The 21,295-nt window shown below is 71.4% G+C and carries 18 protein-coding genes; 15 read left to right on the forward strand and 3 right to left on the reverse strand.

The window, feature by feature from the left end; translation table 11 throughout:
* Window positions 1-717: 717 nt before the first annotated feature.
* Window positions 718-2,880: a SpoIIE family protein phosphatase gene (locus tag C3492_RS12825; protein ID WP_103811880.1), complete on the forward strand. Its 2,163-nt coding sequence runs from the start codon at window positions 718-720 to the stop codon at window positions 2,878-2,880.
* Window positions 2,881-2,960: 80 nt separating this feature from the next.
* Here the strand turns inward: C3492_RS12825 and C3492_RS12830 are convergent, their stop codons facing one another.
* From C3492_RS12830 to C3492_RS12840, 3 genes are all read right to left on the reverse strand, one after another.
* Window positions 2,961-4,145, reverse strand: coding sequence for a polyketide synthase (locus tag C3492_RS12830; RefSeq protein WP_103811881.1), 1,185 nt, complete (start codon window positions 4,143-4,145; stop codon window positions 2,961-2,963).
* A 332-nt stretch (window positions 4,146-4,477) separates the two neighbouring features.
* Window positions 4,478-5,110: an AAA family ATPase gene (locus tag C3492_RS12835; RefSeq protein WP_103811882.1), complete on the reverse strand. Its 633-nt coding sequence runs from the start codon at window positions 5,108-5,110 to the stop codon at window positions 4,478-4,480.
* A gap of 232 nt (window positions 5,111-5,342) precedes the next feature.
* Complete coding sequence (locus tag C3492_RS12840) at window positions 5,343-6,005, reverse strand: GyrI-like domain-containing protein (protein WP_103811883.1); 663 nt, start codon at window positions 6,003-6,005, stop codon at window positions 5,343-5,345.
* A 317-nt stretch (window positions 6,006-6,322) separates the two neighbouring features.
* Between C3492_RS12840 and C3492_RS12845 the strand changes: the two genes are divergently transcribed.
* The 14 genes from C3492_RS12845 to C3492_RS12910 are packed head-to-tail and all read left to right on the forward strand — an operon-like array spanning window position 6,323 to window position 21,279.
* Window positions 6,323-7,678: a TrpB-like pyridoxal phosphate-dependent enzyme gene (locus C3492_RS12845; protein WP_103811884.1), complete on the forward strand. Its 1,356-nt coding sequence runs from the start codon at window positions 6,323-6,325 to the stop codon at window positions 7,676-7,678.
* A 50-nt stretch (window positions 7,679-7,728) separates the two neighbouring features.
* The gene (locus C3492_RS12850; protein WP_103811885.1) at window positions 7,729-8,838 is read left to right on the forward strand and encodes a 2-deoxy-scyllo-inosose synthase; all 1,110 of its coding nucleotides are present in this window, start codon (window positions 7,729-7,731) and stop codon (window positions 8,836-8,838) included.
* A 26-nt stretch (window positions 8,839-8,864) separates the two neighbouring features.
* Complete coding sequence (locus C3492_RS12855; protein WP_258055663.1) at window positions 8,865-9,509, forward strand: class I SAM-dependent methyltransferase; 645 nt, start codon at window positions 8,865-8,867, stop codon at window positions 9,507-9,509.
* 26 nt (window positions 9,510-9,535) lie between these two features.
* Complete coding sequence (locus C3492_RS12860) at window positions 9,536-10,384, forward strand: sugar phosphate isomerase/epimerase (RefSeq protein WP_103811886.1); 849 nt, start codon at window positions 9,536-9,538, stop codon at window positions 10,382-10,384.
* A gap of 5 nt (window positions 10,385-10,389) precedes the next feature.
* A complete protein-coding gene (locus C3492_RS12865; protein ID WP_103811887.1) occupies window positions 10,390-11,307 on the forward strand; it encodes a TatD family hydrolase in 918 nt (305 codons plus the stop codon).
* Window positions 11,261-12,514, forward strand: a complete 1,254-nt coding sequence (gene mfnA, locus C3492_RS12870) for a tyrosine decarboxylase MfnA (protein WP_103811888.1) — start codon at window positions 11,261-11,263, stop codon at window positions 12,512-12,514. The genes C3492_RS12865 and mfnA overlap by 47 nt, the downstream gene beginning before the upstream one ends.
* 5 nt (window positions 12,515-12,519) lie before the next feature.
* Window positions 12,520-13,995 (forward strand): B12-binding domain-containing radical SAM protein, encoded by a 1,476-nt coding sequence (locus tag C3492_RS12875; RefSeq protein ID WP_103811889.1) that lies wholly within the window; start codon window positions 12,520-12,522, stop codon window positions 13,993-13,995.
* Window positions 13,992-15,047: a zinc-binding dehydrogenase gene (locus tag C3492_RS12880; protein ID WP_103811890.1), complete on the forward strand. Its 1,056-nt coding sequence runs from the start codon at window positions 13,992-13,994 to the stop codon at window positions 15,045-15,047. The genes C3492_RS12875 and C3492_RS12880 overlap by 4 nt, the downstream gene beginning before the upstream one ends.
* On the forward strand, window positions 15,044-16,378 hold the full coding sequence (locus C3492_RS12885) for a phenylacetate--CoA ligase family protein (RefSeq protein WP_103811891.1): 1,335 nt from the start codon (window positions 15,044-15,046) through the stop codon (window positions 16,376-16,378). The genes C3492_RS12880 and C3492_RS12885 overlap by 4 nt, the downstream gene beginning before the upstream one ends.
* The gene (locus C3492_RS12890) at window positions 16,375-17,154 is read left to right on the forward strand and encodes a hypothetical protein (protein WP_103811892.1); all 780 of its coding nucleotides are present in this window, start codon (window positions 16,375-16,377) and stop codon (window positions 17,152-17,154) included. The genes C3492_RS12885 and C3492_RS12890 overlap by 4 nt, the downstream gene beginning before the upstream one ends.
* Window positions 17,151-18,314: a BtrH N-terminal domain-containing protein gene (locus tag C3492_RS12895; RefSeq protein WP_103811893.1), complete on the forward strand. Its 1,164-nt coding sequence runs from the start codon at window positions 17,151-17,153 to the stop codon at window positions 18,312-18,314. The genes C3492_RS12890 and C3492_RS12895 overlap by 4 nt, the downstream gene beginning before the upstream one ends.
* 7 nt (window positions 18,315-18,321) lie before the next feature.
* A complete protein-coding gene (locus C3492_RS12900; RefSeq protein ID WP_103811894.1) occupies window positions 18,322-19,020 on the forward strand; it encodes a class I SAM-dependent methyltransferase in 699 nt (232 codons plus the stop codon).
* Complete coding sequence (locus C3492_RS12905) at window positions 19,017-20,516, forward strand: coproporphyrinogen-III oxidase family protein (RefSeq protein WP_014677041.1); 1,500 nt, start codon at window positions 19,017-19,019, stop codon at window positions 20,514-20,516. The genes C3492_RS12900 and C3492_RS12905 overlap by 4 nt, the downstream gene beginning before the upstream one ends.
* Window positions 20,503-21,279, forward strand: a complete 777-nt coding sequence (locus C3492_RS12910; RefSeq protein WP_103811895.1) for a class I SAM-dependent methyltransferase — start codon at window positions 20,503-20,505, stop codon at window positions 21,277-21,279. The genes C3492_RS12905 and C3492_RS12910 overlap by 14 nt, the downstream gene beginning before the upstream one ends.
* Window positions 21,280-21,295 lie beyond the last annotated feature (16 nt).

The following is a 21,295-nucleotide window of genomic DNA, read 5'->3' on the forward strand; positions in this document are numbered from 1 at the left end:
CAGGACATCGCCGCATCAGGAGCTGTCCGGCCGACTGCGTGCGGGCCGGATCATTCTCGCGCGCCGGGGGTACCGCGCCCGCTGGCAGGTGAAGGAGCGGAATTTCAGCGGGGATTGGAGCCCTCGCAGCGCGGTGCCGTCGCAAGTACCAGGCTGCCAGGGCGCTTTCGGAGTCTTCAGGACGGTGGAGGGGCGTGCGCGGTGTGAGTGAGCGAGCGGCTGACGGCCGGCCCTTGCGGGGCCCTGCCGCGGCCCGGGTGACGCGCTTCCCGGTCAGCAGGGCGTGTGCCCCGGCCGCACGTCTGCGGCCACCCCACCTCGGTATCGCGGCCCGGCGCATCAGCTGACCCGCATCCGGTCCCACGGTCCTCGGCCCCGCGCATGTGCCGGGCCGAGGCCCACCTCCACGGCCCGAAGTTGATCGTCGCGCTCCCAGGACCCGACAGCCGAAGGAGCGGGGGCGCTCGGCAGCAACCGAGCTCTGCCGAGCTCTGCCGGCCGCGGTGGGATGCGAGCCGGCCGCCGGCCTGCCGCTGTCGCTCGGCCCACCGGCCGCGGCGCCCCCTCACTGTCCGCGTTCGGTCCGCGATTCGCCGGTGTGGGCGAAGCGACCCCTGCTGTTATTCAATGAGGTGTGCGGTCAGGGATCTCGGGGACCCCGTCGCACGGGTCCGAGTACGGCCCCGGCGCTGCGCCGGGGATTGCTGAGAGAGCTGCATGGACTCCACACCCTCCCCATCGTCCTCTTCGGCGTTCGACCTGGTCAGCAGGGCTTTGGGGCGCTACATCCCGCGCGGCGGAGCGGCAGCGCAGGCCGGTCCTGCCGATGCGCGGGGCGACCGCACCGGGCGCCGGAGCGGACCGGAGGACCCGGCAGCCGGCCGCCAGGAGCAGATTCTCGGCGCGGTCAACCTGGACAGGGATCTGATCATCACCCGCTGCAATCTGGACGCCCCGGTGTTCGCCGGCCTCGACGCCGTGGTCGGGAGGCCATTCGTCGGTCTCCTGCCCCCCGGGGACGTACCGACGGTCACACGGCGGTTGCGGCAGGTCCTGGAGACCGGTGAGGCGCACGTGGCCCGGATCCAGCGCCTGCGGCGCGGCGACGGGTCGGAGCTGGTCGTCTCGATGAGCATCCTGCCCGCCGCGGCGCCCGAGGAGGGCCTGACCGTCTCCCTGATCGCGATGGCCAGGAGGCTGCACCTCTACGCCGCCGAGACCGCGATCGGCACCTCACTGGACATCGGCGAGACCGCTCAGTCGCTGGCGGAGTCCCTGTTGGCCTGGGGAGACGTGGCCGCCGTCGACCTCGACTTCGCCGTGTGGACGGGCGAGGGGGTCACCGGCCAGAAGAAGGGGCGCATCCGGCTGCGGCGGGCGGCCCTGGTGCCGGACCGGGCGTGGCCCGAGGGCTACGTGACCCCGGGCGAGGATCTTCCCGGCGACGCGAGTCGCCTGCTGGCGCAGGCGGTACTGCGGGACGATGCCCCGCAGACCATCGTCATACCCGACCGGAAGGCGGTCGAGCGGGTGCTCGGCAGTCCACGAGTCGTGCGGGCCCTAGTGCCCGGTGACCGGTCGGCGGGTGTGGCGTGCATCCCGCTCGTCCTGGACGGCGCGCCGCCCGTCGTGCTGGGCGTGGCCGAGGTCTGGCGGCGGGCGGACTCCCCCTTCCGCGACAACGAGCTGCTCGACCTGCAGGAACTGGTGGCCCGGACCGCCCATCACGTCGACCTGGCTCGTCAGCACCAGCGCGAGCACACGCAGGTGCTGGCTCTGCAGCGTCGGCTCCTGCCCCGGACCGGCGGCGACACCATCGAGATAGCCAGCGTCTACCAGCCCGCCACCCCCGACAGCGCGGGCGTCGGCGGTGACTGGGTGAACAGCTTCCCGCTGCCGGACGGCCGCACCGCGCTGGTGGTCGGTGACGTCGTCGGACACGGTCTGGGAGCCGCGGCGACCATGGGCCAGCTGAGCATGGAGGCCCGCGCGCTGCTGTCCGCGGGGCTCGCGCCGGACGAGGTACTGGAGCACCTGGACGAGACCGTCTCGCTGCTGGACGACGCCGACGCCGGGCTGACGGCCGGGTACAGCGCCCTCGGGTCGACCTGCTGCATCGCCCTCTACGACCCGGTCAGCCACCATGTGACGCTGTCCAGCGCCGGCCATCTCCCCCCGGTCCTGGTCTCCCCGGACGGGCAGGCGGGCCCGCTGGAGGTCCGCCCCCACCCCGGCCTGGGCGCCGAGTTCGCGCTGCGGGAACCGTTCGACGTGCACACGTTCTCTGCACCTCCGGGCTCCCTGCTCGCCCTCTACACCGACGGCCTGGTGGAGGATCCGGCCGTGTCGATCGACGAAGGCATCGGCAGGCTGGCGGACGCCGTGTCCACGGTGCACCCCTGGGACACCCTGCGGCAGGCCGCACGGCACGTCGTCTCCGCGCTGGCACCCGCGCACCAGCGCGACGATGTGACCCTGCTGCTCGCACGCATGCTCGGCTACCGTAAGGGGGACACCGCGACCTGGCGGCTGCCCGCCCGCGACGACGCCCCCGCCCGTGCCCGCGCGCAGGTCTCCGTGCTGCTGCGGCAGTGGCGGACAAAGGACGACACCCGGGACAACGTGGTGCTGCTGGTCAGCGAGCTGGTCACGAACGCCGTGCGCTTCGCCACCGGCCCCGTCACGGTACGGCTGATCAGGTCCGGCCACGGGCTGCTGTGCGAGGTGGGCGACACCGGCAGCGGCAGCCCCCGTCTGAGGCGGGGCGGCCTCCTCGACGACGGCGGTCGCGGCCTGCACATCGCCCACAAGCTCACCACCCGGTGGGGGGTCCGGTGGACGGACACCGGCAAGGTCGTCTGGGCGAGAATCGCGAGATGACGCGGCTGCGCCTCTGAGAGACGCCTGGTACCAGTACGTGTGGTGCGTCCTGGTACCAGTACGGGCTGTGCCGCCTCGTGCTACAGCCACTCCCCTTCCAAGGCGGTGGCGGTGAGGCCCGGTGCCGCCGCGTACAGCACGGCGCGACTGCCCGGCTTCTGCCCGGCGTCATGCGCCCGCCGCAGGATGTCGAACACGGCGGCGCCTCCGCGGTTGCCGGTGGTGTAGCTGTCCCGGCTGTAGTCCAGCAGCCCCGACGGCCAGGCGTCGGGCATCGTCTGCTCCATGTACTCCAGCACTCGGGTCCCGCCGGGGTGCGCGAGCAGCACGTCGGGGTGCCAGGCGTCGGGGTGGTCCTGGTAACGGACGCGCAGCCACTCCCACATCGCGGTCACCGTCTCCTGTACGGCCCGCGGCCCGCGCCGGTCCATCACGAAGTGGGTGCCGTCCGCCCGCGTCTCCAGGCGGTGCAGGTCCTGGGTGCCGGGCAGGGTGTGATGCCAGGCGGCGTCCAGCCGCAGTACCGACTCGCGCCGGGGGCGTCCCGTGACTACCGCTGCGACCGCGGTGTCCGCGAACAGCAACCGGACGATCAGCGACTCAAGGGTGTCGTCCGCGGGCTGGTACGTAGTGCTCAGCGCCTCCGAGATGACGACCAGGACCACTCGGTCGGGGTCCGCGGCCACCAGGTCCGCGGCCAGCGCCAGGGAGCGGGTCCCGGCGATACAGGCCCACTGCGTGGCCGGCAGCAGCATCACATCGCTGCGCAGCGAAAGCTTGTTGGCCAGGGCTATGTCCAGACCCGGCAGCGCGGGGGTGGTGGAGTGACTGGTGATCAGGCAGTCGATGTCCGCGGCGTCCAACCCGGCGATCTGAAGGGCCCCGCGCGCCGCGCGCTCCCCGTAGGACTGCACGGCCTCCCAGGCCGGACCGGTGCGTTCCTGGACGGTCTGCGGCGTGGGTATCGACTCAAGCGCGGCGATCACGCGGTCCACGTCCTGCTGGGTGAACCCGTCGCGGGCCAGTGCCTCTTGGGTCGGCTCGACGCCGACAGCCCGCAGGCCGCCGCCATCGCCGGGCGCGACGGCGGTCTCCAGCGGCAGCATCCACCCGCGCGTCTCGATGCCCGTACTGGCCGCGATGCCGTCGATCCGCGGCGCCCACGCCGCGTGCGGGTGCCGGTCGCGCACCTCCGCCACGATCTGGCTGGTCTTCACGGGGTGCTCGCCGTGTATCACGGCAGGAGGACAGAGGTAAGCGGCCATGGGGCACCTTCCCAGCGGAACAGGAGGAACAGGAGGAACAGGGGGAACGGGAGAACAGGGAGAAGGGTGGAATGTCACTGGTGTTGTGGCATGAGTCACTTTGTGACCTCACGCCCAAGGGGATGCCGATAAGCCCCACTTCGGGGGTCGGTATCCGCTTCGAGCATGGACGCCAAATGGACATTTCCGCTGTGATGCAGACAACTCAGGCGGCATGTGAAGCACGTGACACGGCGCACATCCCTGAATCAGGGGGCCTTGGGAGCGGTTCCCGGGCCGCCACCTGACTTGTCGTCAGTCAGGGGCCACCTGGTCACGTCGAAAGGGGGCCATCAGTCGAACCGAATGTGCTTGATCCCGGTCCAGGCCCGCCGCGCACGTCCTCGCAGCGCTCCGTCTCCGTTCGGCGCGAGCGTCAGGCCGACGGCAGCGGCGATGTGCTCGGCGACCTCAGGCACAGTGAGGCGGTCGGTCCATACCTGGTCCCCGAACTCCTCCGCACGCAGGCGATCCAGACAAAGGTCGAGCCTGGACACGGCGAAGCTCTCCCGGTGCAAGGGAGCGTTCTTGCCCGCGATGAACTGGACAGCGCGTCCGAAGCCGCGCTCGCGCAGCCGACGCAGCACGGTCCCACGCTCGGCCAGCAGTGCGAAATGCCGCACATCGTGGCCGCGCTCGCGCAGTCGGCCGACGGTCTCGCGGAAGTACGCCGGCTCCACGACCGTCATGGGCACGATCACCGTCCCGTCGTGCTTGCTCAGGACGTGATCCAGTACTTCGACCACCCCCTGCCGCCAGGCGGCAAGGTCCTGGAAGTCTCCGCGCAGGGACGGGGGCATCATCCGGTGCAGACCGAAGCCGACGTGTTCGGGATCGCAGACGACACTGCCGGCAAGCCGACGCCGGAGTTCGTAAGCGGTCTGCGTCTTCCCGCCACCGTGGGGACCATTGATCCAGAGGAGCACGTGCCCGACCCTACGGGGCCGGGGTGGTTGTCAGTGGTGTGTGTCACCCACCCTTCGTCCCTGCGTCATGACGTGGCCGGCCCTCACCCAGGACGAGCACGGCACCTCGCCCTGGCCGACCGGCCCGCTGGTCGGCGAAGCCCGCGGGCCGGCCGACTCGTACCGTCGCGGCGCGCCTCAAGGTCCACCGTCACCAGGGCCGTGTCCGGACGGAGGCGCACCCGCGCCCGCGTCACCGGCCCCGTCGGTGTACCGGCTGGCGCAGGATGGTGCGCAGCCGGGACGGGGGAGCGGTGTGGGACGGCACGAGGTAGATCTCATGGTGCCTGCCCGCGGGGACGAGGCCCTGTTCGTCGAGGTGGCGGTGGAGTGCGCCGATCGTCGCGGGCTCGTTCTCGATCGGGCCCTCGTGCAGCACCTGGACACACAGGCCCTCGCGCAGGGTGCGCGCCCGCAGGGCGGACACCGCGGCCGCGGATTCGGGAGTGTGGCAGACCCCGGTGAGTTCCGCGCGGGCCGCCGCCAGTGTGGCGGCGTCCACCGCGTGACGCTGTCTGAGCAGCAGGGTCCAGCGCCAGCTCGTACGGTCGCGCCAGCAGGCCGGGTCGCCGCTTTCGAGGTTCAGGTCCGGATCGGTGCTCCACCACAGCCCTTCCAGCGGGCTCGGCCCGTGGTCCGCGTCGCCGGGCCGGGGGCCGCCGGACGTCACCGCCACCGCTGCCGCCGCCGTGTACAGCGTGTCGACCGCGGCGGCGAACAGCTTGGAGTCCTGGGGATCGCCCTCCCCGTCCACGGCGAGGTACTCCAGGGGCGGCACGTCGACCAGTGCCGGTACGGAAGTTGCTTCGTAGAGTCCGTGATAGGGATGGTGATGCGTGGTGTTGCTCAGGGACATGCGCGCGGTTCCTCGTGCTGGGGCTGCTGCCAGGAGTCATGGAGCCGGCCCCGCGTCATCCAGGCGCTGCGGAGCCCGTCTCCTGTGAGAACGCGCCAGTGCCACACAGGGCACGGGTGAGCGAATCAGTCATATAGGTCAAGCGGTCGAGTCCCGTTCCAGTGTCCTTTGACTCGAACGGTCAACGTCCCGGGCCGCCCCTCCCCCTGCCGCCGTCCAGCGATGAGGCTTCTCGTCGTGTCCCGGACGAGCAGAGAGGGGATCTGGATGCACGCCACTGAGGAGCCGTTCCACCCGTCGCGGATGCGGAGCGGAGCATGAGCGGCGGACCGCGGCCCGCGTCGGGCGCCAGGACCCCGGGCCCCGACTGGAACCCGACCCCGGTCGTGCCGGCCGGTGCCCCGGACGAAGTGCCCGAAGCCTGGTTCAACCTCGTACCCAATCTGCCGGCCCCGCTGCCGCCGGCCAGGGACGGCGACGACGGCCAGCCCTCCCGGCTCGCGCTCCAGCGCCGGATCCGCCTCGACGCGGTGCAGGAACAGGACGCCTCCACGGAGTCCTTCCTCCCCATCCCGCAGCGGGTCCGCGAGGAACTCGCGGCCATCGGCCGCCCCACCCCTCTGTTGCGGGCGCGGGCCCTTGAGGCTCACCTGCGGACCCCTGCCCGGATCTACCTCAAGCGCGAGGACGTGCTGCCCACCGGCAGCTTCAAGCTCAACTCCGCCGTCGCACAGGCCTACTTCGCCGCTCAGCAGGGCGTACGGACCCTGGTGACCGAGACCGGAGCGGGGCAGTGGGGCCACGCGGTGGCCTGGGCGGCGCGGCTCTTCGGTCTGCACGCGGTGATCTTCTGGGCCGGCGTGTCGGCGCGGCAGAAGCCCGGCAGGCACACGGTGATCAAGCTGCTCGGCGGCGAGGTGTACCCGTCGCCCAGCGAGCGGACGCAGGTGGGCAAGGCGCTGCTGCGCGACGGCCGCCATCTGCTCGGCTCCCTCGGCACCGCCATCGGCGAAGCCATCAGCTATGCCCAGGACCACCCCGAGACCCGTTACATCTCGGGCAGCAACCTGCCCCACGTGCTGGCGCACCAGTCCGTCATCGGACAGGAGGTCAAGGCACAGCTCGCGGCGCTCGGCGAGACCCCCGACACGCTGATCGCCTGTGTCGGCGGCGGCAGCAACCTGGGTGGCCTGATGGGCCCGTACCTGGCGGACAAGGCCGAGCGCGGCGACGGACTGACCCTGATCGGCGCCGAGTCGGCCAGCGCCCCCCGGCTGACCCGCGGCGAGTGGCGCTACGACCACGCCGACCCGGAAGGCATCACGCCGCTGACCAAGTCCTACACCCTCGGCCGTGACTACGAGCTGCCCGAGACCCATGTCGGCGGCCTGCGCCAGCACAGCGGCTCGGCGGTGGTCGGTGTGCTGCGCAGCCAGGGCCTGATCGACGCGGTCGCCTACGAGGAGGCGGAGGCGTTCGAGACCGGCTCGCTGATGCTCCGCCACGAGGGCGTCCTCATCGCCCCGGAGTCCTGCCACGCGGTGCGCGCCGCCGTCGACCGGGCCGTCGAAGCCCGTCGTACGGGCCGCGCCGAGACCATCGTCGCCTGTGTGAGCGGCAACGGTGCCCTCGACCTGGAGGGCTACACCGCGCACCTCGGTGACGGTGCCTGATCCGCCCCCGTGCGCGGACGTGATCGTCCGCCATCCCATGAAGGAGCGAAGTGGCCAGGGGAAGCATCATCGAGCTGTCGAACGGAGCGAGCCCCAGCTGTCCGTACTACCTGGGGGACGGCATCGCCGACCAGTTGCCGGCGTACCTGCACCGGCATGCCTTCGACGAGGTCTACCTCGTCACCAGCGACCGGCTGCACGCCCGGTTCGGCAAGGAACTGGCCCGGACGCTGAGTGACGCGGGCATCGCCGTCAACGTACTGACCGTGCGCGAAGGAGAGTCCGCCAAGGGCTGGCAACAGCTCACCGACCTGTGCGAGCGCCTGGTCGCGGCCGGCGTCACCAAGGACTCCCTGGTCATGGCGCTCGGCGGCGGCATGATCGGCAACATCGTCGGTCTCGCCGCGGGCCTCACCTACCGGGGCATCAGGTACGTCGAGGTCCCGACGACGATGCTGAACCTCACCGACGGCTCGCTCAGCAACAAGCAGGCCGTCAACGGTTCCCTGGGCAAGAACCAGTTCGGGATGTACCACGCGCCGCTGTTCATCTGGGCGGACGTCGCCTACACCCGGCAGGAGCCGGTGCGCCAGCACCGCAGCGCCATCACCGAGGCGATCAAGAACGGCCTGGTCAACGACGCGGCCTGGTTCGAGCGGCTGGAGGAGCTGCTCACGCCGGACCTGGCCGCCGTCCGTGACGACCTGCTGGGCTTCTGCCACGACGTGGTGCGCAGCAAGCTGTCGATCCTCGCCCTCGACCCGGGTGAGCGGCACGCGGGCATCATGCTTGAGTACGGCCACACCGTCGGACACGCCGTGGAGTTCCTCAGCAACGGAAAGCTGCTGCACGGGGAAGCGGTCGGCATCGGCATGTGCGCCGCGGCCAAGGTGGGCGTACGCCTCGGTCTGTGCGAGCCCGAGGTGCTGCACCGGCAGGAACACATCCTCAAGCGGCGGCTGGGCAGCGTCGTCGCGCTGCCCGAGGAGCTGACGGCCGAGCAGATCGTCGAGGTCATCCTCAGCGACAACAAACGCCGCGCCGGAGCCGCGATCCGCTTCGTGCTCGTGCCCCGGGTCGGCACCGTGCGCTGCGTCGACGGCGACTACGAGACGCCCGTCGCCGAGCCACTGCTCAAGAGCGTCCTGACCGAGGCCTGATCCACCGACACCGCAGGGATGGGCTCATGAACACCACACTGCACCACACACCCGAGGTGGAGGAGACGATCTACCGTCTCGACGGGCCGCTGCGCTGGGCCCTCGGCGAGGTCCAGGGACTGCTGCGCTCGGCACAGGCCGCACCGGGACAGCGGGTTCTGGACATCGGCGCGGGCACCGGGTACGCCACGATTCCCGCGGCCCGCGCGGTCGGCCCCGACGGCAGCGTCCACTGCGTCGACGGCAGCGCCCCGCTCCTGAAGGTGCTCGAACGCCGCGCCGCGAAGGAAGGACTCGCCGCACGCGTGACCACGCAGGTCGGCGCCCTCGCCCCCCTGGACGTGCCCAGCTCCAGCGTCGACCTCGTGCTGTGCACCTACGTCCTGCACGAACTGGCCGAGGACGCGGCCCTGGCGATCACCGAGATGCACCGGGTCCTCAAACCCGGTGGCCGCGTCGCCATCGCGGACTACCGCAAGACCCCGGACCTGGCGCGCAACCGGGAGATCGAGGCCTGGTACGCGCGGCAGCCCGACGGAGCGGGACCCGACGAGCGCCATCTGCGCTTCTCCCTCGAAGAGCTGGAGCAGATGCTGAGCGGCGCCGGTTTCCAGCAGATCGAGCTGCGCACCTGGCACGACTTCCACACCCACGCCATCGCCGCCCGGTGACGGCCCCACCCTGCGAAGGAGCCCCTGTGCACCGCTTGAGCTACAACGCCAACGGTCTGCGTAACCTCACCGTGGAGCGGGCCGTCGAGGAGGTCGCCGAGGCCGGATACGACGGCATCGAACTCTCCCTCCACCCCGCGCACATCGACCCGTTCTCCTTCTCCGACAACGAGGCGTCGGTCATCCGCAAGGCGCTGGAGCGCACCGGCATCGAGGCCTGCTGCCTGGCCGCGGGCGCCGACAACCTGCTCAGCGAGGAGAGGTTCGAACCCTCGCTGGTCCACCCGGACGCCGCCGGCCGTGCCCGCCGCGTCGACCTGGTCAAACGGTCCGTACGCATCGCGGACATGCTCGGCATCCCGCTGATCAACTTCGCCACCGGCAAGCGCAAGCCCGAGGTGGACCCGGCCGACGCGCGGCGCTGGCTCATCGAGGGCATCACCGAGATCCTCGACAGCACGGACAGCGACGTCGTCCTCGCCATGGAACCCGAACCGGAGTTCTTCCTGGAGACCAACGCCGCGGTCGCCCAGCTCGCCCGGGAACTGGACAGCCCGCGCTTCGCCCTCGCCCAGGACCTCGGGCACTGCCGCGTCGTGGAGGAGGACTACCTCGCCTCCGTCGAACGCCACCTGCCGATCACCCCCGTGTTCCAGGTCGAGGACATCAAGGGCCGCACCCACTACCACGAGATCCCCGGCGACGGGGACATCGACTTCGTGGAGTTCTTCCGCATCCTGCGCCGCGGCGGCTACGCGGGGCACGTCAGCGTGGAGCTGTACAACCACAGCGACGTCTACCGGCACGCCCTGCGCCGCAGCCACGAGGTGCTCACCGCGGCCGCAGCCTCCGCCGAGTCCTCCTCGGGAGACTGACCACCGTGCGGCCGGCCACCGCCGCCGGCCGTGCGACCCCCGCGCCACAGCTCCTGGCGCCCCGGGGCGCGCACGGACCCGGCCTCGTCCCGCTCTTCGACCACCACATCCACAGCGATCTACGCAACGCCGACGACTACGAACTCATGGCGGTCAGCGGTGTGACGAGTGCGCTCGCCCCCTGCTCCAGCTCGCATGAGCGCCGCTCGTCGGGCGACGCGTTCGCCGCGCGGTTCGAGCGGCTCACCGAGGTCGAGACCGCCCGCGCGGCGGTGTACGGCATCGATCTGTACGTCGGGCTGTCCGTGCACGCCGCCGACATGAACGATCTGCGCAGCGCTCTGGAGGGCGTCGACGAACTCCACAAGCGGCTCGGCCACCCACGGGTGAAGGCCCTGGGCGAAGTGTCGCTCCGCCACCGCACCAGTGACGAAGTGACGGTGCTGGAACGGCAGTTGCGCCTTGCCGCCGACACCGGGACACCGGTGATGGTGGAGACCCCGCCGCCGCTGGAGGAGTTCACGGCGATGCTGCCGCTGCTCGCCGGCGCCATCGAGCGCTCGGGCATCGATCCGGGGCGTGTCGCCGTGATGGACCTCGACGAGCACAAGCTGCGCCTGGTCCACGGACACGGCGGCCTCGACGGGCTCGGCGGCTACGGTCTGCCGGTCTCGCCGCGCACGGACGCGCTGTTCGCCGTGCGCCAGAAGGTCACCCACCGTGAGGTGATGCGCATCCTCGACAGCCGGGGGCCGGACCGCCTGATGCTCAACACCGGCTTCCACTTCGGCTCCGCCGACCCGCTCGGCCTCGGCAAGACCGTCCATCGCCTCCGCCTCGGAGGCGTTCCGGAACAGACCGTGAGGGCTCTCGTCCATGGAAACGCTGCTGGGTTCTTCGACATCCCGCACCGGATCGGCTGACCGGGCGGCACGTGCCCGGTCCACGGGCCTGCCCGAGCACGGCCGGGACACGGCGGCCGTCCTGGCCGGCCTCGACGCCCTGCGCCGCGACGACCACGACTACGCCGACGGTACCGTGTTCAACTCCATCTGCTCCGCGCCGCTCCCGGTGGCCCGGCAGGTCTTCGCGCAGGCGCTGGAGACCAACATGGGCGACAACCGGATCTTCCCGTCGCTGCGGCGCGCCGAGACGGAGGTGACGGCGCTCCTCGGCGACCTCCTCGGTCTTCCCGACGCCGGGGGAGTGGCGACCTCCGGCGGCACCGAGGCCAACCTCCTCGCGGTCCTTGCCGCGCTGCGCCGGGACGGGCAGCGCCCCCGCACGGGCGGCCCCGCGCGGATCGTGCTGCCGGAGAGCGCCCACTTCTCCTTCGACAAGATCCTCACCATGCTGGGCGTGGAACCCGTGTACGCCCCGCTCACCCCGGACCTGCACGTCTGCGTCGAGACGCTGCGGTCCCTCGTCACCGAGGACACCGCGCTCGTCGTCGCGACCGCCGGTACCTCCGAGACCGGCGCCGTCGACGACGTCCCCGCCATCGCGGAGCACACCCGGGCCCTGGGCGTCCCCCTGCACGTCGACGCGGCGACCGGCGGCTTCCTGGTCCCCTTCGCCCGCGAGCTCGGCCACCCGCTGCCGCCGGTCGGCCTCGACGTGCCGGGAGTCACCTCCGTCACGCTCGATCCGCACAAGTACGGCGGCGCGCCCATCCCGGCCGGCCAGCTCCTCGTACGCGACGCGGCGGACCTGGACCGCCTGCGCGTCGCCTCCCACTACCGCGGCACCCACGACCACCACGGTCTGCTCGGCACCCGCCCCGGCGCCGCGGTGCTCGCCACCTGGGCCGCGCTGCACACCATGGGCCGCGCCGGCTACCGCACGCTCGTCGCCTCGGTGTTCGAGCGGCGGGAGCTCCTGCTCGGCCTGCTCCGCGGGTCCGGGTTCACCGTCGTCCCCGCGCCGGACCTCACCGTCGTCACCGTGCGCCACCCGGCGCCCGGACAGCTCGTCGACGTACTGGAACGGCGGGGGTTCATCGCCTCCGTCGCCCGCCGCTACGGACTCCTGCGCCTGGTCGTGCACTGGCACCAGAGCGAGGAGCAGCTGCGGGCACTGGTCGCCGCCCTGACGGACGCCGACCGTGAGATCGGGGGCGGCGCCGGATGAGGGTCATGTTCGTCTCCGTCAACAAGCTCAAGTCGTTCCGCCCGGTGCTGCCCATCGGCATGGTCACCGTGGCGACCCAGGTGCGGGCCGCGGGGCACGACGTGCGCGTCCTGGACCTGATGTGGGAGGAGGACGACGAGAAGGCGGTGCGCGAGGCGGTCGCCGCCTTCCGGCCCGACGTCGTGGGGATCTCCATCCGCAACGTCGACTCGCAGAACATGCTGGAGCCGGTCATCTACACCCCCCTCGCCCGTGAGGTCGCCGACTGGGCGCGTGCGGAGCGGCCCGGCGTCACCGTCGTCCTCGGCGGCCCCGGCTTCTCCACGGTGCCGGACGACCTGATGGACTTCGTGGGCGCCGAGTACGGCATCACCGGCTTCGCCGAGGAGTCCATGGTGCCGTTCCTCGCCCACCTGCGCCGCGGCACCGAACCGGGGGACGTGCCCGGTGTCATCTTCCGCGCGCCGGACGGCTCCTACCACCGCAGGGACCCGGTCTTCGAGATCGACTACCGCAAGGCCGCCCGTCCCGACCCCGGACTGTACGACCCGCGCTACTTCACCTACTCCTACGAGACCCACGACCGCAGCGAGAAGGTGCCGGCCACCATCCAGACCAAGAAGGGCTGCGTGCTGGAGTGCGTGTTCTGCAGCAACTTCCTGGTCGACGGCACCGGCGTGAAGTTCGACGACGTCAAGAGGGTGGCCGACGAGGTGGAGCGGCTGCGCGACGAGGGACTGGAGGTCCTGGAGATCGTCGACGGCGTCTTCAACCTGCCCCTGAACTACGCCGTCGAGGTGTTGCGGGAGTTCGTCCGGCGCGGCATCGAGATGCCCTGGTCCTGCATGATCAACCCGGGGAACGTCACTCCCGAACTCGTCGACCTCATGGTCCGCACCGGCTGCTACTACGTCGAGTTCGGCACCGACTCCTGCAACGACCGGGTGCTGCGCCGGCTGAAGAAGAACTTCCGCCAGCGGCAGATCATCAGCGCCCACCGGCGGTTCGAGCAGGCCGGGATCCGCGTCGAGCACTGCCTGTTCATCGGCAGTCCGGGAGACGACCGGGACTCGGTGCGGGAGACCTTCGACGTCATGTCCGGCCTGGTGCCGCCCGGCGCGCCCGAGGCCCACGCCTACTGGACCCTCGGCCTGCGCGTCTGCCGCGGGACCGCCCTGCACACCACCGCCGTCGAGGAGGGCCTGCTCACCGGCGACGAGCGGTTCATCGTGCCCAAGTACTACGTGTCCCGGGACGTCATCGAGGACAGCGCCCTCCTCGACGAGATCCAGGAGCGGGTGCTGGCCAACGACAACTGGTACCTGTGGTGGGGCCTGCGCACCATCGGCCTGCGCGAGCGCATCCGCATGGCGCGTCAGGAGAGCGAGCGGATCGAGGCCGAACTCCTCGCCCATCTGCCCGAGCGCCGCCCCGCGCCCCTGCCCGTCACCCTGACCATCCGTGGGGAGGAAGGCCGATGAGCCGCGTCCAGGACCTCCTGCTGACCGCGCCCGGCGAACTCCGCGCCGCGCACCGGGTGCCGCCGCTGCCCGCGCTCGGCGCCGACGACGTCCTCGTCGAGGTGGACCGCGTCACCCTGTGCGGCAGCGACCACCGCCTGTACGACGGCACCTACGGAGGCCCCCGCTCCTACCCGATCCGCTTCGGCCACGAGTGGTCGGGCCGCGTGGTGGACACCGGGCGCGGCGGCGCCGCGCTGCTCGGACAGTGGGTCACCGGTGACTGCTCCCGCTGGTGCGGCGACTGCGCCGGCTGCGCCACCGACCGCAACCTGTGCCGGCACATCGAGAAGTTCGGGATCACCGTGGACGGATTCTCCAGCCGGCTCAAAGTCGTCGACCGGCGCTACCTCTACCCCGACACCTGTGCGCTCGGCGCCGGGCTGCTCGCCCTCACCGAGTTCTTCGCCGTCGCCGACCACGGCCTGCGCCGCCTCGCCCCCGGTACCGACGACGACGTCCTCGTCATCGGCGCGGGTGCACTGGGCCTGGCCTCCTATCTGATCCTGACCGGCCACTACGGGGTCCGCTCGGTGCGGCTGCTGGAATCGGACCCGGCCAAGGCCGAGCGGGTGAGGGAACTCTTCCCCGCCGCCCTGGTGGAGTCCCCGCCCCGGCCCGACGACCGGGCCACGGGCTACGCCGGCCTCGCCGAAGGCGCCGACCACCCCGTCGTCGTCGAGTGCTCCGGCAGCCAGGACGGCCTGAACACCGCGCTGGCGCTCGCCCGGCCACGGGGCCGCGTCCTCTGCTTCGGCCTGCGCCGCAGCACCGAGATACGTACGGACCTGCTCGTGGTCAAGGGGCTGACGCTCATCGGGTCCATCGGGGGCACGGGCAGCTTCCCGGCCGTCCACGCGTTCCTCGACGCCCACCGGGACCAGGCCGCACGGCTGGTCACCCACCGATTTCCGGCCGACGCCGCCGAACAGGCCTTCGCCGCCCCCGCGAGGGGCGGACGGGCCGCTGCCCGGATCAAGACCCAGATCGTCTTCGGGGAGGAAGACCAGTGACCGAGACCACCGTCCCGCCCCACCTGCGCTACGACGAGATCCGCCGCTCGGCCTGCGCCGACCTGGAAGCGTTCGACAAGCTCACCCCCGACCGGGCGGCGGAGCTCCAGCTCGGCCGGCTGCGGGAGTCGGTGGCGCACGCCCTCGCGGCCTCCCCCCACTACCGCCGGAACTGGGCCGCCCACCGGGACACGCGGTTCGACACCCTCGACGACATCCGGAAGCTGCCGTTCACCACCAAGGGCGACCTGCGCGACGCCTACCCGTTCGGCCTGGTCGCCGCCGACCGGCGGGAGATCATCCGCTACGGCGAGTCGACCGGCACCACGGGCCGCCCCACCTCCGCCGTCATCACCTACGAGGACTGGATACGCGGCAACGTCGCCGTCGAGCGCTCCGTCAGCCACGTCTTCGGCCCCGGCGACCTCGTCTTCATCGCCATCCCCTACGAACTGGCCTTCGCCTCCTACGACCTCGACCGGGCCCTGGAACAGGCGGGCGCCGGCGTGGTCGCGGTCGGCACGCTCAGCAGGGTCTGCCCCTTCGAGCGCATGGTCGAGATGATGTGGACGGTCAAACCGACCGGCCTGGTGTGCACCCCCAGCCGGGCGCTGCGCCTCTACGACCTGCTCAAGGACAGCGGACGCGACCCCCTTGAGGTGGGCCTGCGCACCTTCATGTACGTGGGGGAGACCTGCTCGCCGGCCAAGCTCTCCAAGATCGCGGACCTGTGGGGGGTGCGGCTGTCCAACGCCTACGGCTCCACCGAGACCAACTCACTCGGGCTCACCTGCGCCGAAGGCAGCCTCCACCTCACCGAGGACCGGCACCTGTTCGAGGTGATCGACCCCGAGACCACCGAGCCCGTCGCCGAGGGACACCCGGGCGAACTCGTACTGACCAGCCTGGTCAGCCGGGCCATGCCGCTGCTGCGCTACCGCACCGGTGACTTCGTCACCGTACGGTCCGCGTCGTGCGCCTGCGGCAGTCCCCGCCGCACCCTCGACCACCACGGGCGGGTCAGCGAACAACTCCTGGTCGACGGCAGGCGGATCAACAAGCTGGCGCTGGAGGACATCGTGCTGTCCACCCCGGGCTCCGGCCTGTACTGGGCGGCCGGGGTGACCGGCGCCGGACTGGAGATCCGGGTCGAGGCCGACGGCGGTGACCCGGCGCGGCTGTGCTCCGACGTGACGGAGCGGGTCGCGGCGGCCATCGGCATCACGCCTGTCGTCGAACCGATCGACCGCACCCTGGTACGGCGCGCCATGGACCGGATGCTCAAGCCGGGCAGCCTCACCCTCGAAGACCTCGCGGCGGCCGCCTCATGACGGGCGCGACCGCACTGCGGACCGTGGGCATCGCCGGGACGGGCCGTCTGGGCACGGTGCTCGCCGCCCGTCTGAAGGAGCGTTTCGCCGTGCTCCTGTACGACACGGACCGCGCCTGCGCCCGGCGCGCCGCCGCGACGACCTCCCTGCCCCTGACGGACGCCGACACCCTGGTCACCGCCGACGCGGTGCTGCTGTGCGTGCCGCCCGAGAAGACGGACGACGCGCTGCTGGACCTGGCCCGCCGCGCCGCGCGCGCAGGCCGCCGGCCGCTGTTCGTCAGCCTGGCGACGAGCGTGCCCACCGCGCGCCTGCGCTCGCTCCTGGCGCACTCCCCGGACCTGCCCGGCATCGACGTCGTCGGTCTCAAACCGGTGTGCCAGTTCGCCGCCCTCGGCCACGGTGTGCCCACCGTCCTGGTCACCGGGGACACCGGCCGCCTCGACGAGCTGCGTCACCTCGCCTCCGGCCTGGGCACCGTCGTCGTCGGAGACGAGAGCGTCGTCGGCCCCGTCAACCGGGCCGCCACCAAAGCGGCGCTGCGCGCCTGCGACCGGCTCACCGACGAACTCTCGGCCCGGGGCGTGGACCTCCTCCTGGTCCGCGCCGCCGTGCGCAACGTCCTGGCGGGCACGGCCCTCGACCATCCGCCGGCGCCCGACAACTCCTACACCCGCTCGGTGCTCGCGGAACTCGCGGCCGAGCAGGCCCACCCGCGGCCCGTAGCGCGGACCGTCCCCGCGACCGCCGCCGACACGAAGGGAACGCGCGCATGACCGCCCACGCAGTCGGCCGCGAGAGCCCGATCGCCCCGACCCTGGACCGCTTCGGCGGCGCCCACTGCGAGACCGCCGCCCTGCACAAGGTGCTCGCCCACCACGGCACGGAGGTGAGCGAACCGCTGCTGTTCGGTGTGGCCGGTGGCATCAGCTTCATGCACATGCCCAAGGGGCCGGAGGGCCGCGCCTTCGTCGGAGGCCGCAACGGCCCCTTCCCCGACTTCACCCGCCGCATGGCCGCCGGCGTCGGCCTCAGCCTGGAGGTGGTGCTCCCCGCCGACCCGCGGACCGCGTGGGAACAGGTACGCGGCCAACTGGCCGTCGGCAGCCCGGTGATCGTCTACGGCGATCTGTTCCACCTGCCGTACTACCAGGCCACCCGGCACTTCGGAGCGCACGCCTTCGTCGTCCTGGACCACGACCCGGACGCCGGGACCGTCACCGTCTCCGACCGGTGCGTCGCCCCACGCACCCTCTCCCTGGACGACCTGGCCGCCGCCCGCGGCTCCGAGCACGCGCCGTTCCCTCCCCGGCACGCCTGGCTGCGCGCCGACTGGGCGGCGGCCCGCGAACCGTCCGCGGACGACATCCGGCGCGGGGTCCGCGCGTCCTGCACCGCCATGCGGAACCCGGTGGTGCCCACCTTCGGACTGCGCGGACTGGCGGCCTACGGCGCGGGTCTGGACCACCTCGTGCGGCGCAGTCCGGCCGAGGACGTCCTCACCGCCCTGTGCGGCGCCTACGTCGACTTCGAGCTGGCCGGCACCGGCGGCTGCGGCTTCCGGGCGATGTTCGCCGACTTCCTCACCGAAGCCGCCGCCCGCACGGCAGACCCGGCGCTCGAACGGGCGGTACCGCTCGCGCGGGGTGCCGTGGACGCCTGGCACGACTTCCTCGCCCTGCTCCTGCCGTCGTGGACCCCCGCGTTCACCGAACTGCGCGACACCCTGAACGAACGCGACCAGCGCCTGCTGCGCGGCAGCGCGGAGGACGAGGCAGCGGCCGCCGCCCTCGGCGCCCGGCTGCCCGCGCTGCGCACCGCCGCCGCCGAAGGACTCGACCCGCTGCGCGAGCAGCTCTCCGGGCAGCTCCGCGCGGCCGCGCAGCGGGTCGTCAAGGCCGAGGAGACCCTGTTCGACGTACTGAAGGAGGTGTGACCCGGCGATGGCCACGGCCCCCTCGCTCGCCGTACGCGTCCCCGCGCGCCATCCGCGCTCCAGCGACAAGGAGCGGCAGGACTACGACCGCTACCTGGCCGAACGCGGCCGGTACAAAGGCGAGTTCCTGCGCGAGGTCCTGGACGCGGCCGGCGCCGGCCCGGTTCTCGAAGCCGGATCGGGCTACGGCGGGCTCGGCGTGGAACTGCTGCGCCTGGGCGGCACCGAACTGCACGCGGTCTGCGAGTCGGAGCACGCCGCCGCCCTGTACGAGCGCCGCCTCGCCGAGGCCGGCCTGCGGGCCACGGTGCACAGCGTGCCCGGGGGAGTGCCGGACCCCGCCCGCGCGCCCTGGGACACCCGGCGGTTCGCCGCCGTCTACAGCGCCAACGCCTTCGCCGCCTGGCCGGACCCGGCCGACGCACTGCGCCGTCTGGCCCGGCTGCTCCTACCGGGCGGCCAGGTCCTCGTCAGCGATCTGAGGCGCGACCCCGACCCGTTCATCCTCGAACACTCGCTCAGGGAGATGGCCGACGACACCTCCGAGGCGGGCCGCTACCGGCTGCGGACCTTCCTCACCTCGTTGCGCGGCGCATACACCCTCACCGAGGCCAGGGCCCTGCTCACCGCCGCGGGCCTGAACGACTGGCGGGCCGAAGCGGACGGTCCCATGACGTTCGCCATCCGATACGGGAGGAACCCGTGACCGACACCACCATCACCAGGAACTTCCTCGACACACCCAGTTTCTGGCGCGAATACCCCGAACGCGACATCGAGTTCGTGCGCTGGTACCCCTGCGACGTCAGGCCCCTCACCGCCGACGCGATGTACGCGCAGCAGGAGAAGTTCCCCAAGACCACCTCGTTCTACGTGCACATCCCCTTCTGCAACCAGGTGTGCACCTCGTGCCCGTACAACAAGTTCAACACCCGCAACACCCTGGTCAGGCGGTACATCGAGGCCCTGAAGGCCGAGATCGACATGTACTCCCGGCTGCCGTACCTCAAGGACGTGGTCTTCACCTCCGGCTACTTCGGCGGCGGCACCCCCACGACCCTGCGCGCCGAGGAGCTCGACGACCTGCTCGGCTTCATGAAGCAGCGCCTCAACTTCAGCGACGACTGCTCCGTCACCATCGAGTCCACCCCCGTCGACGTGGACCAGCACAAGCTCGATGTCCTGCTCAAGCACGGGGTGAACCGCATGAGCCTGGGTGTGCAGACCTTCCACGACCCGCTGCTGCGCTACCTCGGCCGCGCCCGGGCGCACACCGGCGAGTCCGCCACCAGGACCATCGAGCTGATCGACCGCAGCGGCATGGAGAACCTCTGCATCGACTACATGATCGGCATCCCGGGCCAGACCCACGAGCTGTGGGCGCAGGACATCAGGACCCTGATGGACCTGCCCGTGACGTCGTTCTCGGTGTACAACTACGCGGTCCTGCCCGGCTCCGAGGTGTTCTTCGCGCTGCAGTCCGGGGCCACCCCGCCCTGCCCCAGCACGCACGAGGCCGACGAGATGTACCAGTACCTGCACACCACGCTGATGGACGCCGGGTACCTGGCCCTGACCTACAACGACTTCATCGAACCGATGAGGCCCGAGTGGGAGGCCAAGGGCGTCAGGACCTACCCGGTGCTCACCGACGGCTCCAAGCCCTACCGGGGCCTGGAGACCGACACCTTCTACCTCACCGACCACCTCTCCCAGGTGTGGGGCCGGTGCGGTGACATGGTGGCCATGGGCTCCGGGGCCTACGGCTACCTCAACAACCGGATGTACCTCACCGAGCCCGACATCAACGCCTACATCGAGACCTGCAACGCGGGCCGGCTGCCCGTCGTGATGGGCGCCTACACCGACGAGCACGAACAGCGCTGCCGCAGCCTCGTCCTCGGGCTCAAGCTGCTGCGGATGAAGCGGTCCGTCTACCGCGAGCGCCACGGGGTCGACCCCTACGAGTACTTCAAGGACAAGTGCGACGACCTGGCCGCCAAGGGCCTGATCGAGATCACCGACGAGGCCATCCAGGTCACGTACCCCAAGGGCTGGTACTACATCGACAACATCTGCAAGACGTTCTACTCCGACGCCAACTACCGCCTGCCGCAGCCCACGTCGGCAAGCACCGAGATCCTCAACTGGCAGATCGACCGCGCCGACGGACGGAAGGGGCTCCCCGTTGTCCAGCTCTGAGACCACTCCCGCGAAACTGCGGCGCCGGCCCCGCGGCCGCATCTTCGACCTGGCCGAACGGGTCCCGCAGAAGGACACGTTCGACGACGTCGACCAGTGCCGGGCCTACGACCGCAACATCCGCACCTCGATGATCATCCCGATGCAGCACATGATGAAGCTCATCGGCCCCCACTGCGGCGACGGCAAGGAGGTCCTCGAAGTCGGCTGCGCCAGCGGCCTGATCTCGCTGCGGCTCGCCGCCCAGCACCCCGGCGCCCTCTTCACCGGCGTCGACAGCAACGACGCCTTCCTCGAAGTGGCCCGCGAGAACACGATCTTCTCGAACCTGGTCGGCTACGGCGGCGACTTCTCCTGCGAGTGGGCCCGCCTGACCCGGCTGCCCTACGAGGACGACTCCTTCGACGTCGTCTTCAGCTTCTGCGCCGTGGCCCGCTGGGACAAGCCCGACCGGATCGTCAGCGAGTGCGCCCGGGTCTGCCGGCCCGACGGCATCGTGGTCCTCTACGACCTGGCACGGGACGCCGACGAGGGCATGGTCTCCTTCGTGCTGCAGTACGCGGACGGCGACGCCGAGTCGTTCATGACGTCGCTGCGCGCCTCCTACAGCGAACCCGAGATGCGCGAACTGCTCGACCAGCGCGGTCTGGGCTCGTGGACGGTTGCCAAGGAGAACATCAACCTGATCACCTCCTCGCGCCCCCTGCACGTCGGCTACAGCGTCGGCGAACCAGGCATCTACGACGCGGTGTTCACCGGCTGAACCCCAGTCGGCCGCC

This window comes from Streptomyces sp. Ru62 (assembly GCF_002920615.1).
Taxonomy (GTDB): Bacteria; Actinomycetota; Actinomycetes; order Streptomycetales; family Streptomycetaceae; genus Streptomyces.